The organism is Phycicoccus sp. Soil748 (genome assembly GCF_001428025.1).
In the GTDB taxonomy this organism is placed as follows: domain Bacteria; phylum Actinomycetota; class Actinomycetes; order Actinomycetales; family Dermatophilaceae; genus Pedococcus.
On record NZ_LMSC01000007.1, the window covers coordinates 785,834 to 811,328 of the forward strand.

At 72.1% G+C, this 25,495-nt stretch carries 18 protein-coding genes; all 18 read left to right on the top strand.

Going from position 1 to position 25,495, the window contains the following annotated elements; translation table 11 throughout:
* Positions 1 to 8: 8 nt before the first annotated feature.
* The 18 genes from ASG70_RS11400 to ASG70_RS11485 all read left to right on the top strand — a co-directional run bounded on the left by ASG70_RS11400 (position 9) and on the right by ASG70_RS11485 (position 25,460).
* Positions 9 to 659 carry an acetyltransferase gene (locus tag ASG70_RS11400; protein ID WP_056883885.1) on the top strand — a complete coding sequence of 217 codons (651 nt, stop codon included), beginning with the start codon at positions 9 to 11 and terminating at the stop codon, positions 657 to 659.
* Between the two features lie 356 nt (positions 660 to 1,015).
* Positions 1,016 to 2,107 carry a Gfo/Idh/MocA family protein gene (locus tag ASG70_RS11405; protein ID WP_056883886.1) on the top strand — a complete coding sequence of 364 codons (1,092 nt, stop codon included), beginning with the start codon at positions 1,016 to 1,018 and terminating at the stop codon, positions 2,105 to 2,107.
* Positions 2,104 to 3,153, top strand: coding sequence for an NAD-dependent epimerase/dehydratase family protein (locus tag ASG70_RS11410; RefSeq protein WP_082590551.1), 1,050 nt, complete (start codon positions 2,104 to 2,106; stop codon positions 3,151 to 3,153). The genes ASG70_RS11405 and ASG70_RS11410 overlap by 4 nt, the downstream gene beginning before the upstream one ends.
* 137 nt (positions 3,154 to 3,290) lie before the next feature.
* A complete protein-coding gene (locus tag ASG70_RS11415; protein WP_056883887.1) occupies positions 3,291 to 4,322 on the top strand; it encodes a glycosyltransferase family 2 protein in 1,032 nt (343 codons plus the stop codon).
* Positions 4,323 to 4,354: 32 nt separating this feature from the next.
* Positions 4,355 to 5,407: a glycosyltransferase family 4 protein gene (locus tag ASG70_RS11420; RefSeq protein ID WP_156399945.1), complete on the top strand. Its 1,053-nt coding sequence runs from the start codon at positions 4,355 to 4,357 to the stop codon at positions 5,405 to 5,407.
* A 124-nt stretch (positions 5,408 to 5,531) separates the two neighbouring features.
* Positions 5,532 to 6,656, top strand: coding sequence for a DegT/DnrJ/EryC1/StrS aminotransferase family protein (locus ASG70_RS11425; RefSeq protein ID WP_200949250.1), 1,125 nt, complete (start codon positions 5,532 to 5,534; stop codon positions 6,654 to 6,656).
* Positions 6,657 to 6,700: 44 nt separating this feature from the next.
* Entirely contained in the window at positions 6,701 to 7,816 is a 1,116-nt protein-coding gene (locus ASG70_RS11430) for a DegT/DnrJ/EryC1/StrS aminotransferase family protein (protein WP_235531451.1), read from the top strand.
* A gap of 11 nt (positions 7,817 to 7,827) precedes the next feature.
* The gene (locus ASG70_RS11435; RefSeq protein WP_156399946.1) at positions 7,828 to 9,351 is read left to right on the top strand and encodes a lipopolysaccharide biosynthesis protein; all 1,524 of its coding nucleotides are present in this window, start codon (positions 7,828 to 7,830) and stop codon (positions 9,349 to 9,351) included.
* Positions 9,352 to 9,531: 180 nt separating this feature from the next.
* Entirely contained in the window at positions 9,532 to 10,851 is a 1,320-nt protein-coding gene (locus ASG70_RS11440; RefSeq protein WP_056883891.1) for a nucleotide sugar dehydrogenase, read from the top strand.
* The gene (locus ASG70_RS11445; RefSeq protein WP_235531452.1) at positions 10,848 to 12,104 is read left to right on the top strand and encodes a glycosyltransferase family 4 protein; all 1,257 of its coding nucleotides are present in this window, start codon (positions 10,848 to 10,850) and stop codon (positions 12,102 to 12,104) included. The genes ASG70_RS11440 and ASG70_RS11445 overlap by 4 nt, the downstream gene beginning before the upstream one ends.
* An 11-nt stretch (positions 12,105 to 12,115) precedes the next feature.
* Positions 12,116 to 14,020 carry an asparagine synthase (glutamine-hydrolyzing) gene (gene asnB / locus ASG70_RS11450; protein ID WP_200949251.1) on the top strand — a complete coding sequence of 635 codons (1,905 nt, stop codon included), beginning with the start codon at positions 12,116 to 12,118 and terminating at the stop codon, positions 14,018 to 14,020.
* Between the two features lie 76 nt (positions 14,021 to 14,096).
* Positions 14,097 to 16,313, top strand: coding sequence for a bi-domain-containing oxidoreductase (locus ASG70_RS11455; protein ID WP_056883893.1), 2,217 nt, complete (start codon positions 14,097 to 14,099; stop codon positions 16,311 to 16,313).
* On the top strand, positions 16,310 to 18,373 hold the full coding sequence (locus ASG70_RS11460; protein WP_200949252.1) for an alginate lyase family protein: 2,064 nt from the start codon (positions 16,310 to 16,312) through the stop codon (positions 18,371 to 18,373). Before ASG70_RS11455 ends, ASG70_RS11460 begins: the two co-directional genes overlap by 4 nt.
* The gene (locus ASG70_RS11465) at positions 18,370 to 19,944 is read left to right on the top strand and encodes a hypothetical protein (protein ID WP_056883894.1); all 1,575 of its coding nucleotides are present in this window, start codon (positions 18,370 to 18,372) and stop codon (positions 19,942 to 19,944) included. Before ASG70_RS11460 ends, ASG70_RS11465 begins: the two co-directional genes overlap by 4 nt.
* Positions 19,941 to 21,608: a hypothetical protein gene (locus ASG70_RS11470; protein WP_056883895.1), complete on the top strand. Its 1,668-nt coding sequence runs from the start codon at positions 19,941 to 19,943 to the stop codon at positions 21,606 to 21,608. Before ASG70_RS11465 ends, ASG70_RS11470 begins: the two co-directional genes overlap by 4 nt.
* On the top strand, positions 21,605 to 22,855 hold the full coding sequence (locus ASG70_RS11475; protein ID WP_056883896.1) for an O-antigen ligase family protein: 1,251 nt from the start codon (positions 21,605 to 21,607) through the stop codon (positions 22,853 to 22,855). The genes ASG70_RS11470 and ASG70_RS11475 overlap by 4 nt, the downstream gene beginning before the upstream one ends.
* Complete coding sequence (locus tag ASG70_RS11480) at positions 22,852 to 24,138, top strand: glycosyltransferase (RefSeq protein WP_082590555.1); 1,287 nt, start codon at positions 22,852 to 22,854, stop codon at positions 24,136 to 24,138. The genes ASG70_RS11475 and ASG70_RS11480 overlap by 4 nt, the downstream gene beginning before the upstream one ends.
* Positions 24,135 to 25,460: a glycosyltransferase family 4 protein gene (locus ASG70_RS11485; RefSeq protein ID WP_056883897.1), complete on the top strand. Its 1,326-nt coding sequence runs from the start codon at positions 24,135 to 24,137 to the stop codon at positions 25,458 to 25,460. Before ASG70_RS11480 ends, ASG70_RS11485 begins: the two co-directional genes overlap by 4 nt.
* Positions 25,461 to 25,495 lie beyond the last annotated feature (35 nt).

The window sequence follows — 25,495 nt, forward strand, 5'->3', positions numbered from 1 at the left end:
GTGACGTCGTGGACAACGCAGTCGTGCTCGTGGCCGCCGGAGGTCTCGCGCTGGAGACCGCCGAGGCTGCCCGGGCAGGGGGACTGTCCGTCGAGGGTTGCGTCGATGACGACGAGGGCCGGTGGGGGACCCTGGCCGGTGGCTGGCTCGAGGTGCTGGGCGGCCTCGACCTCCTCGCAGTGCGCCCGGACTCGCCCGTCGTCGTCTGCGCCGGCCACGGGCGTGTCCGTGAACGGCTGGTCCGACGGCTCCGCGCGCTGGGCGTCGGGCCCGAGCGCTACACGTCGGTCGTGCACCCGTCGGTCGACGTCCCGCAGTCCTGTTCGGTCGGGCCCGGTTCGGTGCTGCTCGCGGGAGTGGTGCTCACCGCTTCCGTCACGGTGGGCCGGCACGTGGTCGTGATGCCGCACGTGACGCTGACCCACGACGACGTCGTCGACGACTTCGCGACGCTGTGCGCCGGGGTGCGTCTCGGGGGAGGCGTCCACGTGGGCCGTGGTGCCTACCTCGGCATGGCCTCGAGCGTCCGCGAGAAGTCGACGGTCGGTGAGGGAGCCACCCTGGGGATGGGCGGGGCGCTGCTCACCGACCTGCCCGCGGACGAGGTGTGGGGCGGGGTGCCCGCCAGGCCTCTCACGGGGACGCCACGTCATCCCTGACCCGTCGGGGAGCGGGCGCACGAGCGGGCGGACCGCTCCACCATAGAAGTGACGAACCTACGCACACTGGGGTAGCAGACCGTCCAGAGAAGCATCAGTTTGGTGCTGGAGGTCACGAAAAGCCCTGCGACATAACCTCATCGCGACACGCGCACGTCCCACCGGGACCTGTCGTGCGTCCGATGGTCTGGGCTGCGTCCGAGCCCTTGAGTGCTGCGGGGGATGGTCATGGCGAGGACTGCGGGAGCGGGGCGACATGGTGTCGCGATGTCGGGGTGCGCCGTCGCGGCCACGCAGGGCCAGGGCCTGTCCGCACGTGGCGACACCCTCGCGCACGCCCGGGGCGGGGCGTTCCGATGACCGTTCGCGTGGGCGTCATCGGGGCGGGGTACTGGGGCCCGAACCTCGTCCGGAGCTTCCGCAACAGCGACTCCTGGGATCTCGTGGCTGTCTGCGACCTCGACGCCACGCGGGCGGGGCGGGTCGTCGGCGGACGCAGCACCGTCGAGGTGGAGACCTCCGTGGAGCAGCTGCTCGCACGCCCGGACGTCGACGCCGTCGCGGTCGCGACCCCGGCACGGACCCACTGCGGCCTGGCGCTGGCGGCGCTGGAGGCAGGCAAGCACGTGCTCGTGGAGAAGCCGCTCGCCTCGAGCCGCGCCGACGCCGTGCGGATGGTGCAGCGGGCCGAGGAGCTCGGGCTCGTCCTCATGTGCGACCACACCTACTGCTACACGCCGCCGGTCCAGCACCTGCGCGCGCTCGTCCAGAGCGGTGAGCTCGGCGACATCCTCTTCGTGGACTCCGTGCGGATCAACCTCGGCCTGGTGCAGCCGGATGTCGACGTCTTCTGGGACCTTGCCCCGCACGACCTGTCCATCCTCGACTTCATCCTCCCGGGTGGGTTGGCCCCGCTCGAGGTCTCGGCGCGCGGTGCGGACCCGATCGGCACCGGGAAGTCGTGCCTGGGCTACCTCACGATGCCGTTGCCGGGCAACGCGATCGCCAACGTCCACGTCAACTGGCTCAGCCCCACGAAGATCCGTCACATGGTCGTCGGCGGCAGCCGCAAGACCGTGGTCTGGGACGACCTGAACCCCCAGCAGCGGTTGTCCGTCTACGACCGCGGCATCGACCTGGAGGCCACGACGGAGGACGAGGCGCTCGCCCAGAAGCGAGCCGTCAACGTCAGCTACCGGCTGGGTGACATGCACGCACCGGTCCTGCCCGAACGAGAGGCGCTCGCCGTCATGGTGGAGGAGTACGCGTCGGCCATCACCGACGGCCGCCCTGCGGTGACGGACGGGCGGTCGGGACTGCGGGTCCTCGCCGTCCTGGAGGCTGCCAGCGAGAGCCAGCGTCGGGTGGGCGCGATGGCACCCGTCGCCATGCCCCCGGACCTCCAGCTCGCGCAGTCCGTCGGCGCCGGACGAAGGGGTGCCTGGTGACCGACCTGCGAGGCGCTACCGTCCTCGTCACCGGCGGCGCGGGGACCATCGGCTCGACCATCGTCGACCAGCTCCTCGAGGCCGGCGTGGAGCACGTCGACGTCCTGGACAACCTCGTGCGCGGCCGCCGGGAGAACCTCGAGGACGCGCTCGAGTCCGGCCGGGTGACCCTCGTCGAGGGCGACCTGCGTGACCGGGACCTGGTCCACGACGTGGTAGGGGGCAAGGACCTGGTGTTCCACCAGGCCGCCATCCGCATCACCCAGTGCGTCGAGGAGCCGCGCCTGGCGCTCGAGGTGCTCGTGGACGGCACCTTCACCGTCCTCGAGGCCGCTGCCCAGCACGCCGTGGACAAGGTCGTGTTCGCGTCGTCCGCGTCGGTGTACGGCCTGGCCGAGGAGTTCCCCACCACCGAACGGCACCACCACCACAACAACGACACGATCTACGGGGCGGCGAAGTCCTTCAACGAGGGGCTGGCCCGCAGCTTCCGTGCCATGTACGGGCTCGACCACGTCGGGCTGCGCTACTTCAACGTCTACGGGCCCCGCATGGACGTGCACGGCCTCTACACCGAGGTGCTCGTGAGGTGGATGGAGCGGATCGCCGACGGCAGGCCGCCGCTCATCTTCGGCGACGGCCGACAGACGATGGACTTCGTCTTCACCCGCGACATCGCCCGCAGCAACCTGCTGGCCGCGACGAGCGACGTGCGCGAGGGCGTCTACAACATCGCGAGCGGGGTCGAGACGAGCCTGCTGGGACTGGCCGAGGCGCTCCTGCGGGCCATGGACTCGGACCTCGAGGTGGAGCACGGGCCCGAGCGGGCGGTCAACGGGGTCACCCGACGCCTGGCGGACACCTCGGCCGCGGAGCGGGACCTGTCGTTCACGGCCACGGTCGGCCTGGAGGAAGGACTGCGCGAGCTGGTCGCGTGGTGGAGGCCCCAGCGAGAGGCGATCGCCACCGGGGCGAGGGACCGCCCCCGCGCAGGCGATCCGGGGAGCTCGACGGCATCACGGCTGAGCGCTCCGAGTGGCCGGTGAGCCGGATGTCCTTGCGGGACCACGAAGACGTCACCCCTCCTGGGCGGGACGAGCGGACCGGGGCACGGCCCGAGCCGCACCCGGCACCCGGACCCGGGGACGGCGCACCACCGTCGCGGGGGAGTGGGACGTCGTCGGTGACCGTCGTCATCCCCTGCTACAACTACGGCCGGTTCCTCGGGGAGGCGGTGGGGAGCGCCCTCACCGACCAGCCCGGGGTCGACGTCAGGGTGCTCGTGATCGATGACGCGTCGCCCGACGGCAGCGCCGAGACCGCCCGCGCGCTCGCAGCGTCCGACGATCGCGTCGAGGTGGTCGTCCACCGCCGCAACCAAGGGCACATCGCGACGTACAACGAAGGCCTGTCAGCCGCGACGACCACCTATGTCGTGCTGCTCTCCGCGGACGACAAGCTGGCACCGGGGGCCCTGACGCGCGCGACGGCGCTGCTCGACGCCCATCCGTCGGTGGGGCTGGTGTACGGGCGTCCGCGCAGCTTCTGGGACGGGGCAGCGCCTGCGGCCGCGGCCCGCCGGGCGAGGTGGCGGGTGTGGCAGGGACAGGACTGGATCGCCGCACAGGCGCGGCGGGGCCAGAGCTGCATCTACTCGCCGGAAGCGGTGGTGCGCACGGAGGTGCAGAGGCGCGTGGGTGGGTACAACGCGCTGCTGCCCCACACGGCGGACCTGGAGATGTGGCTGCGGATCGCCGCGGTGGCGGACGTCGGACACATCGACGGACCCGACCAGGCGTTCCGGCGCATGCATGCGAGCAGCATGATGCAGACCTCATACGCGAACGAGCTCGTGGACCTGCAGCACAGGAGGGAGGCGTTCGAGAGCTTCTTCGGCAGCCTCCCGGACGGGCACCCGGCCGGCGCCCATGCGGGCACGGCCCGGCGGCGACTGGCGGAAGAGGCCCTGGAGGACGCCTCGGGGCTCCTCGTCAAGGACGCCGCTGCCGCGGGCGACATCGACGGGTACGTCGAGTTCGCTGCGGCAGCCGACGCGGGCGTGACCTCGACGTGGCAGTGGCGCGAGCTCGAGGCGTGGCGGCGCTGGCGAGCAGCATCGGCTCCGACCGCCTACGCCGTCGCCAGCGCACTGACCTCGAGACGTCGCATCGAGCACCGCGTCCGGCGGTACCGGTGGCATCGGCGCGGCGTGTGAGCGCCTGCGACGACCGGACGGGCTCGGCGAGGGTGCGGTGTGAGGCCCTGTTCGAGGACGCGATGGGCCACCGCTCCTTCGCCAGGTCGATCCAGGCCTCGCTCGCCTCCGACCCGCTGATCGCCATCGACTGGCACCCGGTGGCCCACGAGGCCCCGGCGGGGGTTCCGCGCCACAGGAAGCTCTTCCCGTTGCACGTCGCCTGGAACGCTCGCACCGTCCTGTCGACGCTGGACCTCTCCGCTGTCGACTGCCTGCTCCTGCACACCCACTGGGTGGCGGTGGGGGCGATGACCAGGCGCCTGCCGGGATACGTGGTCTGCACCGACGCGACACCGCGCGCCTATGCGTCAGCGGACTCACGGGTGCCGCCCCGCAGTCGCCCCTCGTTGCGGAGCCGCCCGCTCCAGCTGGCGGTCGACCGTGCCATGTCCGGCGCGCGACGGGTGGTCGCACTCTCCGAGTGGACGGCCCAGCACCTGATGGACGACGAGGGCGTCCCCGGTGAGCGCCTGCGCGTCGTGCCTCCCGGAGTCGACACCGACCTGTTCTTCCCTCGCCAGCGTGACGGCGACGTCGTGAGGATCGCCTTCGTCGGTTACGACTTCGACCGCAAGGGTGGGCAGCTGCTGCTGGACTGGGCGCGGACGACGAGGACCACGGGATGGGAGCTGCACCTCGTCTCGCCGCAGGCGCCGGTGGACCTGCCGGCTCGAGTCATCGGCCACCGGGACGTCCGCGACGTCGCGGCGGTCGCGGACCTGCTCGGCCGCAGCGACATCTTCGTCCTCCCGACCGGGCAGGACATCGTCCCGGTCGCGGTCATCGAGGCGCTGGCCTCCGGCTGTGCCGTCGTAGCGACCTCGGTGGGAGCCATACCCGAGCTCCTGGACGGTGGTCGTGCCGGCGCCCTGTTCCGCGCCGGGTCGGCGCCGGAGCTGGGTCGCACCCTCGATGAGCTGGTGAACGACGCCGACCGGCGCCACCACCTGGCCGACGCCGGACGAGACCGTGCGGTGCTGTGCTACGACATCGCCAGGACGTCGCTCGTCATGCGCTCGACGCTGCTGGAGGCCGCGTCGTGAAGCCCCCCGCCTCTCGCCCTCTCGTGCGTGCCCGTCGTCCCGGCGCCGGCACGCTCCGTGGCGCGGCGGCGGCGGCGCCACAGGTTGACCTCGGAGCTCGACGGAGGACTGCATGATCCCGGTGATGAAGCCCTGGCTGGACGACCGGGAGGCGGAGGCGGCGGCGGAGACCGTGGCCTCCGGCTGGCTCGCGCAGGGCCCTCGGGTGGCTGAGTTCGAGTCGGCCTTCGCGGCCCACGTCGGCGCGGCGCACGGCGTGGCCGTCTCCTCCTGCACGACGGCCCTGCACCTTGCGCTGCACCTGCTCGGCATCGGGCCCGGCGACGAGGTCGTGGTCCCTTCGTTCTCCTTCATCGCCACGGCGAACTGCGTCGTGTACGTAGGTGGCACGCCGGTCTTCGCCGATGTCGAGGCCGACAGCGGGAACCTCAGCGTGCGCACGGTGGAGCCGGTGCTGACTGCACGCACGCGGGCCGTCGTGGTCGTGGACCAGGGCGGCGTGCCCGCGGACGTCGAGCCGCTGCGGCGGCTGTGCGACGGCCGCGGTGTCGCGCTCGTCGAGGACTCCGCCTGCGCAGCCGGCTCGCAGTACCGCGGCGCCCCCGTCGGTGCGGGTGCCTTCATGGCGGCCTGGTCGTTCCACCCGCGCAAGCTGCTCACCACCGGCGAGGGCGGGATGCTGACGACGTCGGACGAACAGGTGGCCGAGCGGGCGCGGCGGCAGCGAGAGCACGGCATGAGCGTCAGCGCCGCCGCACGGCACCAGAGCCGGCAGCCGGTCATCGAGAGCTACCTGGAGGTCGGCTTCAACTTCAGGATGACCGACATCCAGGCGGCGGTCGGCCTCGTACAGCTCGGCAAGCTGTCGGAGATGGTGCGCCGTCGCCGGGTCCTTGCCGCCGGCTACCAGGCGATGCTCGCGGACGTCCCGGGGCTGCGCACCGTCCAGGACCCCGAGTGGGGCCAGTCGAACTTCCAGTCGTTCTGGGTCGAGCTCGACAGCGGGTTCCCGCTGTCGCGCAACGAGATGCTGGCCGCCCTCGCCGACGAGGGTGTCTCGGCCCGTTCCGGGATCATGGCGGCGCACCGGCAACCTGCGTACGCGGGCCACCCGCACGGCGACCTCTCGACGACCGAGCGGCTGACCGACACCACCCTCATCCTCCCGCTCTTCCACACCATGACCGAGTCCGAGCAGACGGTCGTGGTCGATGTCATCCGCCGTGCCGCAGGACTGAAGGCGGCGTGATGCTCCCGCGACGTGCTCCCACCACCGCCCAGGAGGCGTGCCCCGTGAACACCATCCCGCTCGTCGACCTGTCCCTGCAGCATGCCCAGATCGCCGCCGAGGTCGAGGCAGGCTTCGCCGACGTCCTGGCTGCCGCTGACTACATCGGCGGCAAGTCCGTGGCGGCGTTCGAGCAGGAGTACGCGGAGTACACCGGCGGAGGCTTCTGCGTCGGGGTGGCCAACGGCACCGAGGCGCTCGAGCTCGCCCTGCGGGCCCTCGACGTCGGCCCGGGCGACGAGGTGGTGGTGCCGGCCAACACCTTCATCGCGACCGCGGAAGCCGTGGTCCGGGCGGGGGCCACCCCCGTCCTGGTGGACGTCGACGACGACGCCCTGCTGATCGACCCCGGTCAGGTGGAGGGCGTGCTGACGGAGCGCACCCGAGCGGTGATCCCGGTCGACCTCTACGGCCAGGTCGCGCCGTTCGAAGAGCTGGTGCCGATGCTCCGACAGCGCGGCGTCGCCGTCGTCGAGGACGGAGCCCAGTCCCAGGGGGCGACCCGCGAGGGGCGCTCGGCCGGGACGTTCGGCGACGTCGCTGCCACGAGCTTCTACCCGGGCAAGAACCTCGGTGCCTACGGCGACGCGGGAGGCGTCACGACGTCCAGCGCGGAGCTGGCGGGCCGGGTGCGTCTGCTCGGAGCGCACGGCAGCCCGGCGAAGTACGAGCACACGGTGGTGGGGTTCAACTCACGGCTCGACACGCTCCAGGCCGTGGTGCTCCGGGCGAAGCTGCGCCGACTCGACGCCTGGAACGCCGAGCGCCGTGCAGCAGCAACGAGGTACGCGGAGCTGCTCGAGTCGGTCGAGGAGGTTCGCACGCCCACCACGCTGCCCGGGAACGACCACGTCTGGCACCTGTACGTCGTGCGGGTCGCCGAGCGCGACCGCGTCCTGCGAGAGCTCCAGGAGAACGGCATCGGGGCCGCCATCCACTACCCCGTCCCGGTCCACCTCACGCCGGCGATGGCACACCTCGGTGGCGCGGTGGGTCAGTTCCCGGTCGCCGAGCGCGCAGCCGGACAGATCCTGTCGCTGCCGATGTTCCCGGGCATCAGCCCGGGGCAGCAGGAGCGGGTGGTGGACGTGCTGCTCCGCGTCGTGCGCGGACGCCGCTGAACGGCGGACCCTTGGGCGTTCAGCAGGAGACCCCGCACGAGGAGCAGCTCGGCCGTCGCGCGGCGTCCGGGATGCTGTGGCTCGCCGCCCAGAAGTGGGCTGTCCGTGTCAGCGGCTTCGTCACCCTGGTCGTGCTGACGCGGCACGTCTCCCCGCTCGAGTTCGGTGTGGTCGCCGCCGCCATGACGGTGATCCCTCTCCTGTACCTGCTCGCCGACCTCGGCTTCTCCACCTTCCTGCTCCAGTCCGATGAGGTCGACCGCCGCAGCCTCAGCACGGCCTTCTGGGCCTCCGCCGCGGCCGGGGTGGTGCTCGCCGGTGCGTTGTGGCTCGCCGCCCCTGTGGTGGCAACGGGTTTCCGCAACCCGGACCTGCGCCAGGTCCTGAGGTCACTGGTCCTGGCCGTCGTGCCGACCGTCCTGACGTCGGTGCCGCTCGCGCTCCTGCGTCGGTCGATGCGCTTCCGCTCGTTGGCGCTGCAGAGCCTGGTCGCGGCCCTGCTTGCCCAAGGGGTCGCTGTGGTGCTGGCGCTGCGCGGCGGTGGCGTGTGGGCGCTTGTCGGCCAGGTCGTGACGACCCAGTGGGTGATCGCGGTGCTGGCGTGGCGCAGTGCGCGGTGGGTGCCCTCCTTCCAGCTGTCTCCACGCCTGTTCCGTGAGATGGCCGCCTTCGGCGTGCGGGTGTCTAGCGTCGATGTCGTTGGGGCCGTAAGGATGTGGGTCGAGAGCTGGATCATCACGGTGACGCTCGGACCGGCAGCGTTGGGCCTGCTCAACGTCGGTCAGCGGCTCGTCGTGACGGCGCAGGAGCTGACCGCCGTGTCGCTGACGCCGGTGTCGACCGTCGTCTTCGCCAAGGTGCGCGCCTCCGCCGACCGCCTCCGCTCGTCCTACCTCAAGGCCCTCGGCGTGGCCTACGCCGTCGTGGCGCCGGTGATGGTGCTCATCGTGGTCACTGCTCCGGGGCTGGTGCCGGCGCTGTTCGGGTCGCAGTGGCAGGAGAGCGTCAGACCGGCGCAGGCGCTCGCCGTCGCAGGCATGGTGACCATCGGGGCCATGCTCGACCACGGGTTGTCCTACGGGGTGGGCCGACCCGGGACATGGCTCGCGTACGCCCTCGCCGTCGATGCCGCCACCGTCGCGGTCACCGCGGTCGGGGTGCGCTGGGGCCTCGTCGGCGTGACCGTCGGGTTCGTGGGCGTGGCACTCGTGGCCACCGTCGCGAGGTGGGTCCTCGTGGCGCACTTCGTCGACGCATCCGTCTCAGCAGTGGCGCGGCCATTCGCCACGGTGCTGCTGCCGTCCGTGTTCGCCACGGGTGTCGGGCTGCTGCTCCACCCGGTGGTAGGAGGCGGCGTTGGTGACTGGATTCCGTTGGGGCTCAACGGAGTTGGGACCGTGCTGCTCACGGTGATCCTTCTACGCCTGACCGCTGGGTCGGTGCTGCGAGACGTAGTCGGTCTGATGCCGTTGCCGTATCGCTGCACCCGGGGCATTAGTCGTTTGTTGCGGTTGGGTCCTGTGTCGTCGGCATGAGGAAGACGAATCCGCGCCGCCCTTTTGACTTCCACCATTAGGGCGAGGGTCGTTGAGCGTTCCGGACGAACCGTCGCATCCCCGTGGCAGCGAATATGAACCGCAGGAACCGGGCGCTGCCCACTCCTCCCCGGCGCACGGGCAGTGCAGGGCTGAGGCTCTCGACTTGGAGGTACGAGCATGAAGGTCGCAGTGTTCGGACTGGGCTACGTGGGGACGGTCACCGCCGCCGGCCTGGCTTCGCGGGGGCACCACGTGGTGGGCGTCGATGTCGACCCCATGAAGGTGGACGCGATCTCTCGTGGGCAGAGCCCGGTCGTCGAGCCCGGCATCGGCGACCTGGTGCGCCGCTCCGTCGCATCGGGGCGGTTGGAGGCGACGACCGAGGCACGGCACGCGCTCGAGTGCGCGGACGTATCCCTCCTGTGCGTCGGCACACCGTCGTCGGCGCGGGGCGACAGCGACCTCACCTACCTCCGGCGCGCCGTCGAGGACCTGCGTGACAGCATGCGGGAAGCGACGCCTCCCGAGGGCGGTGTCCACACGGTGGTGGTCCGCTCCACGGTCCCCCCGGGCACGTGTGCGAAGGTGCTCGGGCCGCTCGTGACCGGTGAGCTGCCGCAGGGTTGGTCGGTCGCCATCGCGATGTGCCCCGAGTTCCTGCGCGAGGGAAGCGGCGTCGAGGACTTCTTCGCCCCGCCCTTCGTGGTCGTCGGCACCGACGACGCCAGGGCGCAGGTGGCGCTGCGTGAGCTGTTCGCGTTCCTCAGCCACGACATCCACTACGTCGACCTCGGGACCGCCGAGTCGCTCAAGTACGCCTGCAACGCCTTCCACGCGGTGAAGGTCACGTTCGCCAACGAGATGGGGCGGGTGTTCGCCGCGTTCGGCGTCGACTCCCGTCGGGTCATGGACATCTTCATCCAGGACACCAAGCTCAATGTCTCCCACGCCTACCTGCGCCCGGGATTCGCCTTCGGCGGCTCGTGCCTGCCCAAGGACCTGCGGGCGCTGCAGAGCATGGCACGCTCGCACGACGTCGAGATCCCCATGGTCGGCTCAGCCCTCAGCAGCAACGAGATGCTCGTCCGCTCGGTCGTCGACCGGGTCCTGCAGACCGAGTACCGCAGCGTCTGCCTCGTCGGGCTGAGCTTCAAGATGGACACCGACGACCTCCGGGAGAGCCCGAACCTCGAGGTGGCCGAACGGTTCGTCGGCAAGGGACTCGACGTGCGCATCTACGACCCGATCGTGAATCCGGACAAGCTGATCGGCGCCAACCTGCGCCACCTCCAGAGCAAGCTGGCGCACGTGAACCGGCTCCTCGCCGCCACCCCGGAGGAGGCCCTGGACGGTGCCGAGGTCGTGATCGTGAGCTCATCCGACGCCGAGGCGCTGCGCGCCGTGACCGCCGCGTCGCCCAAGCTCGTCATCGACCTGCACGGCCGACTCGGCGAGGACGTCGAACAGCTCTCCGGTTACGCAGGAGTGAGCTGGTGAGGATACGTCCGGCCACCTCGGCCGCGCAGCCGCGCGTCCTGATCATCGTGCAGAACCTGCCCGTCCCCTTCGACCGACGCGTCTGGCTCGAGTGCCGGACGCTGGTGGAGTCGGGGTACGACGTCACGGTGGTCTGCCCACAGGGCGAGGGCACCGGGCCGGAGCAGCTGGTCGACGGCGTGCGGATCCTGGCGTACCGTCCGTACGCTCCAGGCGGCAGCGCGCTGGGATTCGTCGTGGAGTACGCCTACTCGTTCCTGGCCACCGCGCGGTTGGTCCTCTGGGCTCGTCGCCATGGCCGGTTCGCGGTCATGCAGGCCTGCAACCCGCCGGACATCTTCTGGCCGTTGGCGCGGATCCTGCGGCTGCCCGACGGGACGCGCTTCGTCTTCGACCACCACGACCTCTGCCCCGAGCTGTTCCGCTCGCGCTTCCCCGATGGTCGTCCGGCGCTCCTCGAGGGGCTGCTCTTCCTGGAGCGCATGACCTTTCGCACGGCTGACCGCGTCATCTCGACCAACGACTCGTATGCCGCGATCGCCCGCGCCCGCGGTCGGAAGCGGCCCGAGCACGTGACCGTCGTCCGTACCGGGCCCGACCCGCAGCAGCTCCGTCGCCGCGAGGCCAAGCCCGGGCTGCGGCGTGCGAGGCCGCACCTCGTGTGCTACCTGGGTGTCATGGGGCCTCAGGACGGGGTCGACATCGTCCTGCGCGCCGCGGACGTCGTCGTCAACCAGATGGGCCGCAAGGACGTCACCTTCACTCTCATGGGCAGCGGCGACTGCTGGGGCGAGCTCGTGGCCGAACGCGACCGGCTCGGCCTCACCGAGGTCGTCGAGATGCCGGGACGGGTGTCGGACGAGGTCGTCGCGGACGTCTTCTCCACGGCCGACGTGGGTCTGTCGCCCGACCCACTGAACCCGTTGAACGACGTCTCGACGATGAACAAGACGATGGAGTACATGTCCTTCGAGCTCCCCGTCGTGGCCTTCGACCTGCGGGAGACGAGGGTGTCCGCGGCTGATGCCGCGGTCTACGTCCCCCCGGGGGACGTGGAGGCCTACGCCCGCGCCGTGGTCGACCTGCTCGACGACCCGCAGGCTCGTGCCGAGATGGGCCGGCGGGGCCGGGAGCGGGTCGAACGCACGCTGGCCTGGGAGCACCAGCGCCGGGGCTACCGCGCCGTCTTCGACGAGCTGAGCGGTCGCGACCGGGCGGGGTCGCGCACGGTCCGTGCCGGGGCGGAGGTCTAGCCGTGTGTGGTGTGGCAGGGGCGTACCGGCAGCCCGACGGCAAGGACGTGGTCGCCGCCATGGTCAACCGGATCGCGCACCGGGGCCCCGACGCGTGCGGCATCGTGGAGCTGGTCGGCCTCGAGGCGTCCGTCGTGCTCGGCCACCGCCGGCTCTCGATCATCGACCTGTCCGCTGCAGCGGACCAGCCCTTCGCCAAGGACGGCCTCACGCTCAGCTACAACGGGGAGGTCTACAACTTCCGCGAGCTCCGGATGGAACTCGAGGGGTACGGCGTCCGCTTCACGACCACCTCTGACACCGAGGTGGTGCTCGAGGCCTGGCGCGTGTGGGGGACCGGCGCCCTGCGGCGGTTCCGCGGCATGTTCGCCCTCGCCCTCCACGACGCCCGCGACGACAGCCTGACGCTCGCCCGTGACCCGCTGGGCATCAAGCCGCTCTACGTCCTGCCACGCGGTGACGGCGTCGTGTTCGCCTCCGAGCTCAAGGCGGTGGTCGCCGCCGTCGGGGACGAGCTGCGCATCGACCCGGCCGGGATGGTCGCCTCGACCCTGTACTACTGGTTGCCCCAGGACTACGAGGTCGTCCGGGGGGTGCACAAGCTGACCCCGGGCAGCTGGAGCACCTACCACCGCGACGGCTCGGTGTCCCGCGGTGTCTACTGGCACGCAGCGCAGGAGGCGGCACGGGCGGCGGCGGGCGCTCGTGCAGACCTGCGCGAGGTGCTGGAGGCATCCGTGGAGGCCCACCTCGTCTCCGATGCGCCGGTGGCCTCCTTCCTCAGCGGGGGCCTCGACTCGAGCATCGTCACGGCCCTGGCGCACCGGGCGGACCCGGCCATCGAGGCCTACACGATCGCCTTTCGCGCCGAGGACCAGCGGCTGGAGGCGATGCCCGACGACGCACGCTACGCGCGGATCATGGCTCAGCACCTGGGGATCCGGCTGCACGAGATCGAGGTGAGCCCCGATGTCGTGGACCTCCTTCCTCGTGTGGTCGACATCCTCGACGAGCCGATCGGCGACCCTGCAGCGATCAACACACTCCTCATGTGCGACGCCGCTCGTCAGGCGGGCGTCAAGGTGTTGCTGTCCGGCATGGGAGCCGACGAGCTCTTCGGTGGCTACCGCAAGCACCTGGCGACGCTGCTCACGGCTCGCTACCGACGAGTGCCGCGCACTCTTCGCACCCACGTGGTCGGGCCCGCCGTGCGCGCCCTCCCCGTGGCCGTCGGTCAACGCGGCCTGCGGAGCGTCCGGTGGGCCCAGCGGTTCCTCACCTTCGCCGAGCTCGGGGAGGAGGAGGCCTTCCGGCGCAGCTACACGCTGTACGACCGGGACGAGCTGACCGACCTCCTCGACCCCGAGCTCGCCTCGGCGGTCGACGGGGTGATCGACCACCACCGGCGGGTCTACGCCGACACGACCCTCACCGACCAGGTCGACCGGATGTGCCTGGCCGACAGCCGCATGTTCATGGCGGGCCTCAACCTCACCTACACCGACCGCGCCAGCATGGCTGCCTCCACCGAGGTGCGGGTGCCGTTCGTCGACCCGGTGGTGTTCGCCGCCGCCTTCTCCATCCCGGGCTCGGAGAAGATCCGGGGGCGCACCCAGAAGGCGGTGCTCAAGGACGCCGCCCGGACGTGGGTGCCCGACCAGATCATCGACCGGCCCAAGGCCAGCTTCGGTGTGCCGCTCCGGGCGTGGGTGACCAACGACCTGCGCGAGCTCGTGGACGACGTGCTGGTGGACGGCGAGCTCGTGCGCAGCGGGTTCCTGCGGCGGCAGCCGCTCGTGCGCCTGGTCGAGGACCAGCGCAGCGGCCGTCGCGACGAGTCGAAGCAGATCTGGCAGCTGATGTCACTCGAGCAGTGGTACCGGAACGCGCGGGCTGCCGGGGTGGCGGCGCCGTGAGGGGCACACGAGCGCAGCGCGCCGAGGAGATCCACCCTCGGCGCCCGGGAACTGGTGCAGGGACGGGGAAGAACCCATGAGGCAGGTCGCGCAGAACTACAGGTCCGGAGAGCTCGTCGTCCTCGACGTGCCCCCACCGGCGTGCAAGCCGGGCGGGGTGCTGGTGCGCACGATGTTCTCGCTGATCTCGACGGGCACCGAGATGATGAAGGTGACGGAGGCCCGGCTCTCCCTGGTGGGCAAGGCCCGCGCCAGGCCCGACCAGGTGCGCAAGGTGCTCGACTCGGTGGCCCAGCAGGGCGCGGTCGCCACCTACAAGAAGGCCGTCAACACCCTCGACAGCTACACCCCGCTCGGCTACTCGCTGTGCGGCGTGGTCGTGGAGGTCGGTGCCGGCGCCGAGGAGTTCTCCGTGGGCGACCTGGTCGCGGCGGCCGGCAACGAGTTCGCCCTGCACGCGGAGCTCAACTGGGTGCCGACCAACCTCTGCGTCCAGGTCCCCACGGGGGTCGAGCCCGAGCACGCGGCGTTCGCCACCGTGGGCGCCATCGCCATGCAGGGCGTGCGCCGCGGTGAGAGCCAGCTGGGGGAGACGGCCTGCGTCATCGGCCTGGGCCTGATCGGCCAGCTGGTCGTCCGTCTCCTGAGCGCGTCCGGTGTGCGCGTCGTGGGCGTCGACACCGTGCCGGAGCGGTGCCGGATGGCGGAGGCGGCCGGGGCCATGGCCTGCGCCGCCCCGGACGCCGAGGGGACGGCGTACCTCGAGCAGGTCGTGCTCGAGGCCACCGGCGGTCTCGGCGCCGACGCCGTCTACCTTGCCGCCGGCGGTGACTCGAACGGTCCCGTGGAGCTGGCCGCACGGCTCGCCCGTGACCGCGCGCGCGTCGTCGACATCGGCAAGACCAGGCTCGACCTGCCGTGGAACGCCTACTACGAGAAGGAGCTCGACGTCCGCTTCTCCCGCTCCTACGGACCGGGACGCTACGACGACAGGTACGAGCTCGAGGGCATCGACTACCCCGCTGGGTACGTGCGCTGGACCGAACGGCGCAACCTCGGGTGCTTCCTCGACCTCCTCGCCGGCGGCTCCGTCGAGGTGGCCTCGCTCGTGTCCGGCACCCGCGACGTCGGTGACGCCGGCCAGGTGTACGACGCCCTGCGCACGGGCGCGCTCGCCGGCGTCGGGTTCCTCTTCTCCTACCCGCAACCGCCCTCGGTCGACCGTGGGCGGCTCGAGCGCGCCGGCCACCCGGGGCCTCGGGTACCCGGCCGGGGCGACGCCCTCGCACGGCGCTCCTCGCGGCGGGGCACCGCGGCGGCCACGCGGCCACCGGGCCAGGTGCGGCTCGGCTTCATCGGCGCCGGGGCGTATGCGAGCTCGATGCTGCTCCCGCACCTCGCCAAGCACCCCGGGACCTCGCTGGCGACCGTGGCGACGACCCGCTCCCTGTCCGCGGTGAACGCCCAGCGCAAGTTCGGCTTCGACACGGTCACGACCGACGCCTCGCAGGTCCTCGAGGACCCCACCATCGACGCCGTCTTCGTCGTGACGCGCCACCACTCCCACGCCGACTTCGTCTGCCGTGCGCTCGAGCAGGGGAAGGCGGTCTTCGTCGAGAAGCCCCTCGCCCTCACCCGTGACCAGGTCGACCACATCCTCGAGGTGGTGGACGCCACCGGGAACGACCGCGTCATGGTGGGGTTCAACCGCCGGTTCGCGCCGCTGTTCACCGACCTGCGCCGACGCTTCGGCGAGGAGGGCGGCCCGGTCAGCCTGCGCTACCTCGTCAACGCAGGGCGGCTGGATCCGCACAGCTGGTACCGCAACGAGGAGCTGGAGGGCCCGCGGTTCCTCGGGGAGGGCGGCCACTTCATCGACACCGCCAGCGCGTGGCTCGGGCACGACCCGGTGGAGGTCACGGCCCACGCGACCTCCAACGGCCTCGCCCTGCACGTCGTCCTGCGGTACGGCGACGGCTCGCTCGCGACGGTCACCTACGCCACGGACGGTGACGGCCGCTTCCCCAAGGAGACCCTCGACGTCTCCGGCTGCGGCAGCAACGCCCGCCTCGACAACTTCACCCGCGCCACCGTGTGGAGCCCGTCGGGGAAGGACGTCAAGCGGTCGTACACCGGTCAGGACAAGGGGCAGCGGGCCCAGGTCGCCGCGTTCGTCGAGGCGGTGCGCACCGGGGCGCCCATGCCCGTCTCGCTGGCGTCCCTGGTGACCACGACCCGGGCCACCATCGCGGTGGGGGAGAGCCTGGTGTCCGGTGGTGGGGTGACGCCGTGAGCACCACCTCGCCCGCGTGGTACCTGCGCCGGCTGCGCGGCATGTCGGCCGGTGAGGTGCTGCACCGTGTCGAGGACTGGGGGCGCCACCGCACCTGGGCGGCCCGACAGGTACGACCGGGGGACGACCTCCCGTTGCACGTGCCGGGTCTGCTGCCGGAGCGCTCGTTCACGGCCACGCTGCCGGACGGACTGGCGCGCGAGGTCTCGCCGGAGGCGGCCGAGTGCCTCCTGGCGGCGGCGAACCGGATCCTGGCCGGTCACCACGTGCTGCTGGGCTTCCCCCGTCCGGACATCGCCGACCCGGACTGGTTCCGCGACACGGCGACAGGCCGCAGGGCACCGCAGGACACCTACGCCTTCCGCATCGACCACCGCGACGAGGCCGTGACCGGCAACGTCAAGGCCGTCTGGGAGCTGTCCCGCCACCACCACCTCACCGTGCTGGCGGCCGCCTGGTGGCTCAGCGGTGACGAGCGGTTCGCGGTCGCGGTCGCCGCGCAGCTGCGGTCGTGGTGGGCCGCGAACCCGTTCCTGTCGGGCATCCACTGGACGAACGGGATCGAGGTCGGCCTCCGGCTGGTCAGCTGGGTCTGGGTCCGCCGCCTGCTCGACGGCTGGTCCGGAGCGGCGGAGCTGTTCGAGGACAACCCGGTGGCGCTGCACCAGCTGCGGTGGCACCAGGAGTACCTCGCCGCGCTCCGCAGCCGGGGCTCCTCGGCCAACAACCACGCGGTCGCCGAGGCCGTCGGCCGCTTCGCTGCGGCGTGCGCCTTCCCGTGGTTCGCCGAGAGCCCTGCGTGGCGCGACGAGGCGGCACGCGACCTCGAGAAGACCTTGGTGGCCAACACTTTTCCCAGCGGCGTCAACCGGGAGCTCGCCACCGACTACCACCGCTTCGTCAGCGAGCTCGGCCTCGTGGCACTGGGCGAAGGGGCCCGGGCCGGGTTCCCCCTGGGGACCGACACCTGTCGGCTCCTCGTGGCCTCGCTGGACGCCGCTGCCGCCCTGGTCGACGTGGCCGGCAGACCCCCGCGTCAGGGCGACGGTGACGAGGGCCGCGCCCTCCTCGTCGACGACGCCGAGCGGGACCCGTGGGGCATCGCCCTGGGTGCTGGGGCAGCCGTCGCCGGGCGCCTCGCCTGGTGGCCGGCCGTCCCCGACAGCGTCGCCGGCGTGGTGCTCGGCGCGCTGGCGGGACAGACGGAGGTCCCGGGTCGCCCCACGTCTCGCCCCACCGCATACGAGGACGCAGGCATCCACCTGCTCAGGACCCCGCATGGCGACGACCCGGAGATCTGGTGCCGGCTGGACGGCGGCCCCCACGGCTTCCTCTCGATCGCGGCCCACGCCCACGCCGACGCGCTGTCGGCCGAGGTGCGCTGCGACGGGGTCGAGGTGCTCGTCGACCCGGGGACCTTCTGCTACCACGGGGACCCGGAGTGGCGGCGCTACTTCCGGTCCACGTTGGCGCACAACACGATCGAGGTGGACGGCAGCAACCAGGCCGTCGAGGGCGGGCCGTTCCTGTGGAGCACGCGGGCGGACGCCACCGTGTCAGCCTGCGAGCGCTCGGCACACCGGCACAGCGTGACCGCAAGCCACCGCGGGTATGCGCGGTTCGACCCCACCCTGGTGCACGAGCGGACGGTGGAGCTCGACAGCCGGGCACGGACGGTCACCTTCCACGACAGGCTGAGCGCCGCGGGCCCGCGCACGCTGCGGCTGGCGTGGCACGTCGGGCCCCAGGTCGACGTCGAGGTCCTCGAGGGGGAGGCGCGCCTGCGCTGGCACACCGGCCTGTCCGGCGCAGGCAGTGGTGTGCTCCAGCTGCCTGCCGCCCTCTCGTGGACGGCCCACCGTGGTGAGACCGATCCCGTGCTCGGGTGGTACTCCCCGCGGTTCGGGGTACGGACACCGTGCACGACGCTCCTCGGCTCGGGGGGCTGGCGCGGCGAGCTGGCGCTGACCACCGTGCTGCGGGTGACGTCCGCCCCGACGACGGGGCCGGGACGTGACCTGTTGGTGGAGGGCCTCGCGGTCGGCGGTGGGGACACGTGAGCGAGCAGGCCCTCGACCTCAGGTGGGCCTGGGCGGTCGCGCGACGGCGCGCGGGGTGGTTGGTGGTGGCAGGCCTCATCGGGGCCGTCGACGGCGGAGTGGCCCTGTCGCTTCGCCCTCCGGTGTACAGCAGCACCGCCAAGGTGCTGCTGCCCCCCGTCGTCGCGGGATCCAGTGTGGCTGCGCCGGTCCACGACATCGACACCCAGGTCCGGGTCGCCGAGAGCGACGCGGTCCTCGGTCCGGCCGGGAGGGCGGTCACGCCCAGGCTCTCGCCGCAGGAGGTCGGCGACCGGGTGGCGGTCGAGGCGGAGACGAACGAGCTGCTCAAGATCACCACGACAGGGAGCACTCCCCGCGGGGCGCAGGCCCTGGCCGGCGCCGTGGCGCGGGCCGAGGTCGACTACCTGGACGGTGCGGCCAGTGCTGTGGACGAGAGGGCGCAGACCGCGCTGTTCGACCGTCTGCGCACGCTGCAGGACAGCCTGACGGCCGTGAACGCCGAGATCGGGAAGACGACCAAGCGAGCCCGTGGGGAGCTGTCCTCGTCCGCGCAGGGCAGGGTGGACGCGGCCGCGCTGGCGCAGCTGACGGCCCAGCAGGCCGGCCTGGCCCTGCAGATCGACCGGGTGAAGGGCGAGGCGAACAGCCGGTCCTCCGACCGACCCGGCGGCGCGGTGACCATCATCGAGCCACCCTCGCCCGCGGTCACGTCGTCGGCCGTGCTCAGCTATGCCCTCGTCGGCCTGGGCGGTGCGGGAGCAGGCGTCGTGATCGCCATGCTCGTCCTGCTGGTGCTGACCCGACGTGAGCGGGCGGTGCGCACCCGCGACCAGGTCGCCGACGCCATCGGTGTGCCCGTGGCGGCGTCCATCCAGAGCTGCGCCCCTCGTTCGGTCGCCGGGTGGGCCAGCCTGCTGAGGAGCTACGCCCCGCCCAACGTGGAGACGTGGAGCCTTCGCCAGCTCCTGCGCCTGGTGACACCGGGGCACCCGGGCAGCCTGGCCCGGGAGCCGGCCGGCGAAGCGGGTTCGACTGTCGTGGTCGTCACGCTCTCGGGCGACAGCCGTGCCCTGGCCGTAGGCCCCCAGCTCGCGTCGTTCGCGGCCTCGGCCGGCCTGCGCACCCACCTCGTGACGGCGCTCGCGCACGAGTCCGCGAACGCCTTCCGTGCAGCCTGTGCAGGCCTCGGGCCGGGCGAGCAGCCCCGCCCGAACCTGTGGGTCGGCAGCCGGCCGGGGCACCAGCAGGCCACGGATCTCGTCGTGCACCCCGTGGTCGTGGACCGCCAGGACCCCGTTCTCGAGCCGGGAGCGGTCACCGCGGTGGTGCTGCTCGCCGTGACTGCCGGGGCGGCCACGGCGGAGGACCTCGCGCGGGTCGCCATCGCCGGCGACGACTCGGGCAACCAGATCAGTCGCCTCGTCGTGGTCGACCCGGACCCGCTGGACCGCACCACCGGAAGGCTCCTGCCTTCTGAACGGGCACACACCCCGATCCCGTCGCTGATGACCGGTGCCACCTCGGCCCCGGAGGCGACCGCCCGACTGACCCGACGGAGGCTGCGGTGATCGACGTCTCCTGGCGCATCGAGGACGAACCCCGCGACGACGAGCCCACCGGCGCGCCGCGACCACTGCTGGGCACGTGGCACTACCTGAAGAACTCGCTGCGCCGCGGATGGCGCACGTGCGCAGTGCTGGCCCTCGTGGGGGCGGAGCTCGGTCTGGCCATGGTCCTGCTCTTTCCACCTGCGAGCACGGCCACCGCCAAGGTGCTCATGGCCCACCCCGCCAACCTCGACGGCCAGTCGGCCATGGCCACCGACGTGAGCTTCCTGAACACCCGCGAGGTGGCCGCGCGCACGCTGAGGACTCTGCACCTGCAGGTGCCTGCGGACGCGTTCCTGTCCACCGTCAGCGCAGAACCGCTGACGGCCCAGGTGCTCGCCATCTCCGTCTCGGCACCCGACGACCGCACTGCCACGGCGCGGACCAACGCCCTCACCGTCCAGTACCTTGCCTTCCGGGCAGAGCAGCTCCGCTCGCTCAGCAAGGGCCTGATCGAGGGTTACCAGGCACGCATCGACGCGCTTCGACCGGAGGTCGCCGACCTGTCCGCCGAGTACGCCGAGGCGAGCGCCAAAGGGGCCGCCGAACAGAACCGCGCCGCCGACGTCCTGACCCGTCGCAGCCAGATCAACGCCCACATCGTCGAGATGCAGGCGGCCCTCGAGGATGCCTCCCTGAGCACGGACGCCGCGATCGCCTCCACCCACGTCATCGACCCGGCCACGGTCCAGGGCCGGTCGCCGGCCAGGCACCTGGTCCTCAGCGTGGCTTCCGGCCTCATCGCGGGAACGGGTCTGGGCATGGGCTTCGTGCTGTTCCGGGCCTTCACCTCAACCGTGGTGCGCCGCAGGCAGGACGTGGCGGAGGCGCTTGGCGTGCCCGTACGGTTCAGCGTCGCCTCGCGAGGGCCGGGCGAGCGACGCCGCGGCCCGCTCCGGTTCCTCAGGCGCACGTGGCGGGGCGGTGACCTGTGGACACTCGTGCACGGCTTGTCCTCGACCGTGTGGTCCCAGCGAGGCGCGACGCCGGCCGGAGCGGCCGGCCGGCACGCCGCGTCCGGGAGCGAAGGACGTCGGGCCGGCGTCGCCCTCGTGGCGATCGACAACACCCGGGCGGCCGCCGAGGTGGTCGCCGCGCTGGCGGGCCTCCTCGCCGGGTACGGGCGGGCCGTGCTCCTGGTGGACCTCAGCCTCTCCGGCGCCCTCGTCGACCGACTGCCGGCGCAGGGTGGGGACCGGGGCGACCTCGAGGCAGCGGATGGCATGGCGAGCGAGGTCGGGGGTGCCGCCCCGACCGTCTTCCGACCGGCCGGATCGGTGTCCCTCGCACGAGGCCTCCGGGAGGCCACGGACAGCGCAGGGGGCGACCCGCGCTCCGACACCGAGCTGCGCGAGATGTGGGACGCGGTGGACGTCGTGCTCGTCCTGGCCGACATCGACCCGGGGCTCGACGCCGAGAGCCTCGCCACCTGGGTCGGCCAGGTCGTGCCGTTGGTGACTGCTGGCCAGTCCTCCCCGGAGCTCCTGGAGACCACCGCCGAGCTGGTGCGGGCGGCCGGACTGGAGCTGCCGTTCGCCATGGTGGTCGGGTGCGACAGCACCGACGAGAGCCTCGGCCTGATGAGCCGCGACGCGTCGGACCCCGCTGCAGGGAGCTGGGCGTGAGCACCCCGGTCCTCGGCGGCCGCTGGACCTGGAGCTGGGGCGCCACCGCTGACCCTGCGACGGCCCGGGTCCTGCAGACACGGGCCTCCGAGGTCCCCCGCCTGCTCCTCATGGCGTGGGCGGCGCTCTTCTTCAACGTGCTCACCCCGACCCCCGTGTCCACCATCGTGCCGATTCCCTCCCTGCTCACCCATGCCATGGCGCAGGGTTCGCTGCTGGTCGCGCTGGTGCTCGCCCTGCTGGCGAACCCGCGGATCGTCGTGCGTCCCAACGTCTTCCTCGTGCTGCTGTCGGTCATGGCCGTCGTGGCGCTCGCCGTGAGCATCCACAGCCAGTTCCTCCTGGGGTCGACGTACCGCGCCGTCCGGCTGGTCGGCTTCGTCGTCTGCCTGTGGCTGCTGTCGCCGTGGTGGGGCTCCCGTGAGCTCGTGCTCCTGCGGGTCCACCGGCTCTGCCTGTGGGCCGCCCTGGTCCCGGTCGCGGTCGGAGCCCTCCTGGCCCCCGGCAAGGCCTTCGCCTTCGACGGTCGCCTGGCGGGGGTCATCTGGCCCATGTGGCCCACGGCCGTCGCGCACTACGCGGCGGTGCTGCTCGGCACCTCCGTCGTGCTGTGGATGTGCCGCGTCATCGGCGGGAGGCACGCCCTGCTCGGGGTCGTGCTGTGCACCGCCTGCCTCGTCGGCACGCACACGCGTACGGCGCTGCTCGGCGTCGTGGTGGGGCTGGTCGTGGCTGCGGGCAGCCTGTTCCTGGGCCACGCCCGCGTCCGACGGACGTCGGCGTCGACGCTGGCCGCGGTGATCGTCGGCGCCACCTTCTTCGCGCCCCAGGTCCTCAACTGGGCCGCCCGGGGACAGTCGTCGGAGCAGGCGACCCAGCTTACCGGTCGTGCCACCGTCTGGTCGGCGGTGTCCGACACCACGCGCCCCCGTCTGCAGGAGCTCTTCGGGACCGGGCTGTCGGACAAGTCGTTCAAGGGCCTCTCGGTCGACAGCAGCTGGGTGGCCACCTACCTCGACCTCGGCTGGTTCGGCATCGTCCTGGTGGTGAGCTACCTCGGGGCGCTGCTGGCCATGGCAGTCACCGCAGCCAGGGGGCCCAGACGCGCACTGGCCCTCTTCCTCATCACGTACTGCATCGTGTCGTCCATCACCGAGACGGGGCTGGGCGACGCGTCGGCCTACCTGCTGGACCTCGTGGTGGCCGGGTCGTTGTTGTCCAGGGCACCCCAGGGGGGCTCCCGATGAGGGTCATGGTCGTCCACAACCGCTACCGGTCGGCGGCCCCCAGCGGCGAGAACATCGTCGTCGACCAGGAGGCTGCTGCCCTCCGGGCGGCAGGCCACCAGGTCGAGCTCTTCGAGCGCCACAGTGACGACATCGCCGACTGGTCGCTCGCCCGCAAGGCCGGGGTGCCGGCGACGACGGTCTGGAACGGCGGGGTGAAGCGTGACCTGCTGAGCCGGATCGAGGCCGCGCGTCCCGATGTCCTGCACGTGCACAACACCTTCCCGCTCCTCAGCTCGTCGGTCCTCCACGCCGGTCGTGAAGCCCGTGTCCCCGTCGTCGCGACCATCCACAACTACCGCCTCCTGTGCCCCGGAGGAGGCTTCTTCCGCGACGGCGAGCCCTGCCACGACTGCGCCGACGGGCACGGGACCGCGGCCCTGCGACACGGCTGCTACCGCGGCTCACGCCTGGCAACCGCCCCCATCGTCGTCGCGAACATCGTCCACCGTCCGGCGTGGCAGCGCCTCGTCTCCGCCTACATCTTCATCTCGCAGTCGCAGAAGGACCTCATGTCCGGCCTCGGCCTCCCGGCGGAGAGGACGTTCGTCAAGCACAACTTCGTGGAGGCCGGCGACGCGCACCCCGGCACCCGCGAGCACCTGGTCACCTACGTCGGGCGACTCGACGCCGCCAAGGGCATCGCCGTCCTCATGCAGGCCTGGGACACCTTCCGGGCTGCCAACCCGCACTCGAGGCTGCGGCTGGCCGTCGTCGGTGACGGCCCGATGGGTGACGAGGTCCGCACGTGGGGGGCCGGGCACCCGAGCGTCGAGGTCTGCGGCCTGGCCCCACGCGACCAGGTCGGCGCGCTCCTGGGCCGGTCCCTGGCGTGTGTCCTGACCTCGAAGTCGGAGGAGACCTTCGGGCTGGTGGCGGTGGAGGCGATGGCCGCCGGCGTGGCCGCCGTCGCTCCCCGCACGGGACCCTTCCCCGAGCTCATCTCCCACGGGACCGACGGTCTGCTCTTCGAGGCCGGTCAGGTGGGCTCCCTCGCAGCGGCGCTCGCGGAGGTGGACCGCGAGCCCGGGCGCTTCGTCGCGATGGGGCGGCAGGGGCGCACGACGTACGAGCGCCGGTTCCGAGCGGGTGACAACCTCGAGCGGCTCCTGCAGATCTACCGGTTCGTTATGGCCAACCCGGTCACCTCCGGGGACCCCTCGGACCATACGCAGAGCCCGGATCCGGCGACGGCCATCCCCACGGCTTCCCCCTCGGCGCCACAACCGCGTACGACGCCATGACGACCGCGCCGGGTCGCTCGCCCCTGCTCATCGCCACCATCGCCCGGGAGCGGGGCACCACGGGTGTGCACACCCACGTGCGCCAGCTGTTGGGCCACGTCGCGAGGACGGACCACCCCGCGGAGGTCGTGACGCCGCACAGCTGGGGAGGACGGCTGGGCCGGCTCCTGCTGTTCCCCCTCTTCGGAGTGCGTCCCGTCCTCCAGAGGCTGTCGGGACCGGTCCACGTCTGGTGGTACCGCACCTCGCACGAGCTCTTCCTCCGCCGCGAGCTGCGTCGCAGACTGGCAGACGGACACGCCTGCACCGTGTACGCCCAGTGCCCGGTCTCGGCCAGGGCCGCCCTCGCGGCACGGCGGGGCCCGCACCAGCGGGTGGTCCTCGCCGTCCACTTCCGCACCTCGCAGGCCGACGAGTGGGCCAACAAGGGCGAGATCCCGCCGGGGGGAAGGGTGTTCCGCTGGATCCGCGAGACCGAGCGTGGGGTGCTGCCGCGTGTGGACGGCCTCGTCTTCGTGTCGGCGTGGGCGCGCAACGCCGTACAGGCCTGGCTCCCGGAGATCGACGCCGTGCCCGGCCAGGTGATCCCCAACTTCCTGGACGCGCCGCGCGCGCACGACGAGGCTCCCGTCCCCGGACGGCTGGTCACCGTAGGCAGCCTCGAACCGGTCAAGAACCACCGCTTCCTCCTGCGGGTCCTCGCCGCAGCAGCGGCTTCCGGTCACCGGTTCACCCTGGACGTGTACGGCGAGGGCCCGGAGCGCAGTCGGCTCCTGTCACTGGCGGAGGAGCTGGGGGTGGGGCACCAGGTGGTCCTGCACGGGTTCTGCGCCGACGTGCGGGAGCGCCTGCCCGGTCACTCGGCCTACGTGCACGCCTCGTACTCGGAGTCCTCCTCGCTGGCGATCATGGAGGCCATGGCGGTCGGTCTGCCCGTCGTGTCGAGCGCCGTGGACGCGTTGACCGAGGTGTTCGACGCTCCTGAGGAGGGCCGGTACTGGCCGCTGGACGATGTCGAGGGGGCGGCACGGGTGCTGGTCGACCTCATGACGTCGCCGTCGGAGCTCGAGCGCGTCGGGACGGCGGCCAAGGAGCGGTTCCTGCGTGACTACGAGGTGCGGGTGGTGGCCCCACGGCTGCTCGGGTTCCTGGTACCCGGCCCCGTCGAGGCGCTGTCGGTGGAGGGGACGAGCGGGCGTCCCGGAAGGGAAGACGCGGGGGCGCCGGCACGCCCGGCCCCTCGGTCCCGGCCGGCCGGTGCCTCGGGGAGTGCAGTGGGCGCGGGCCATGGGGGTGGAACCCGGTGGTGGGGGTCGCGGTGACCCGTGCAACGCACAGCGGCGCCGGCCTTCCCACG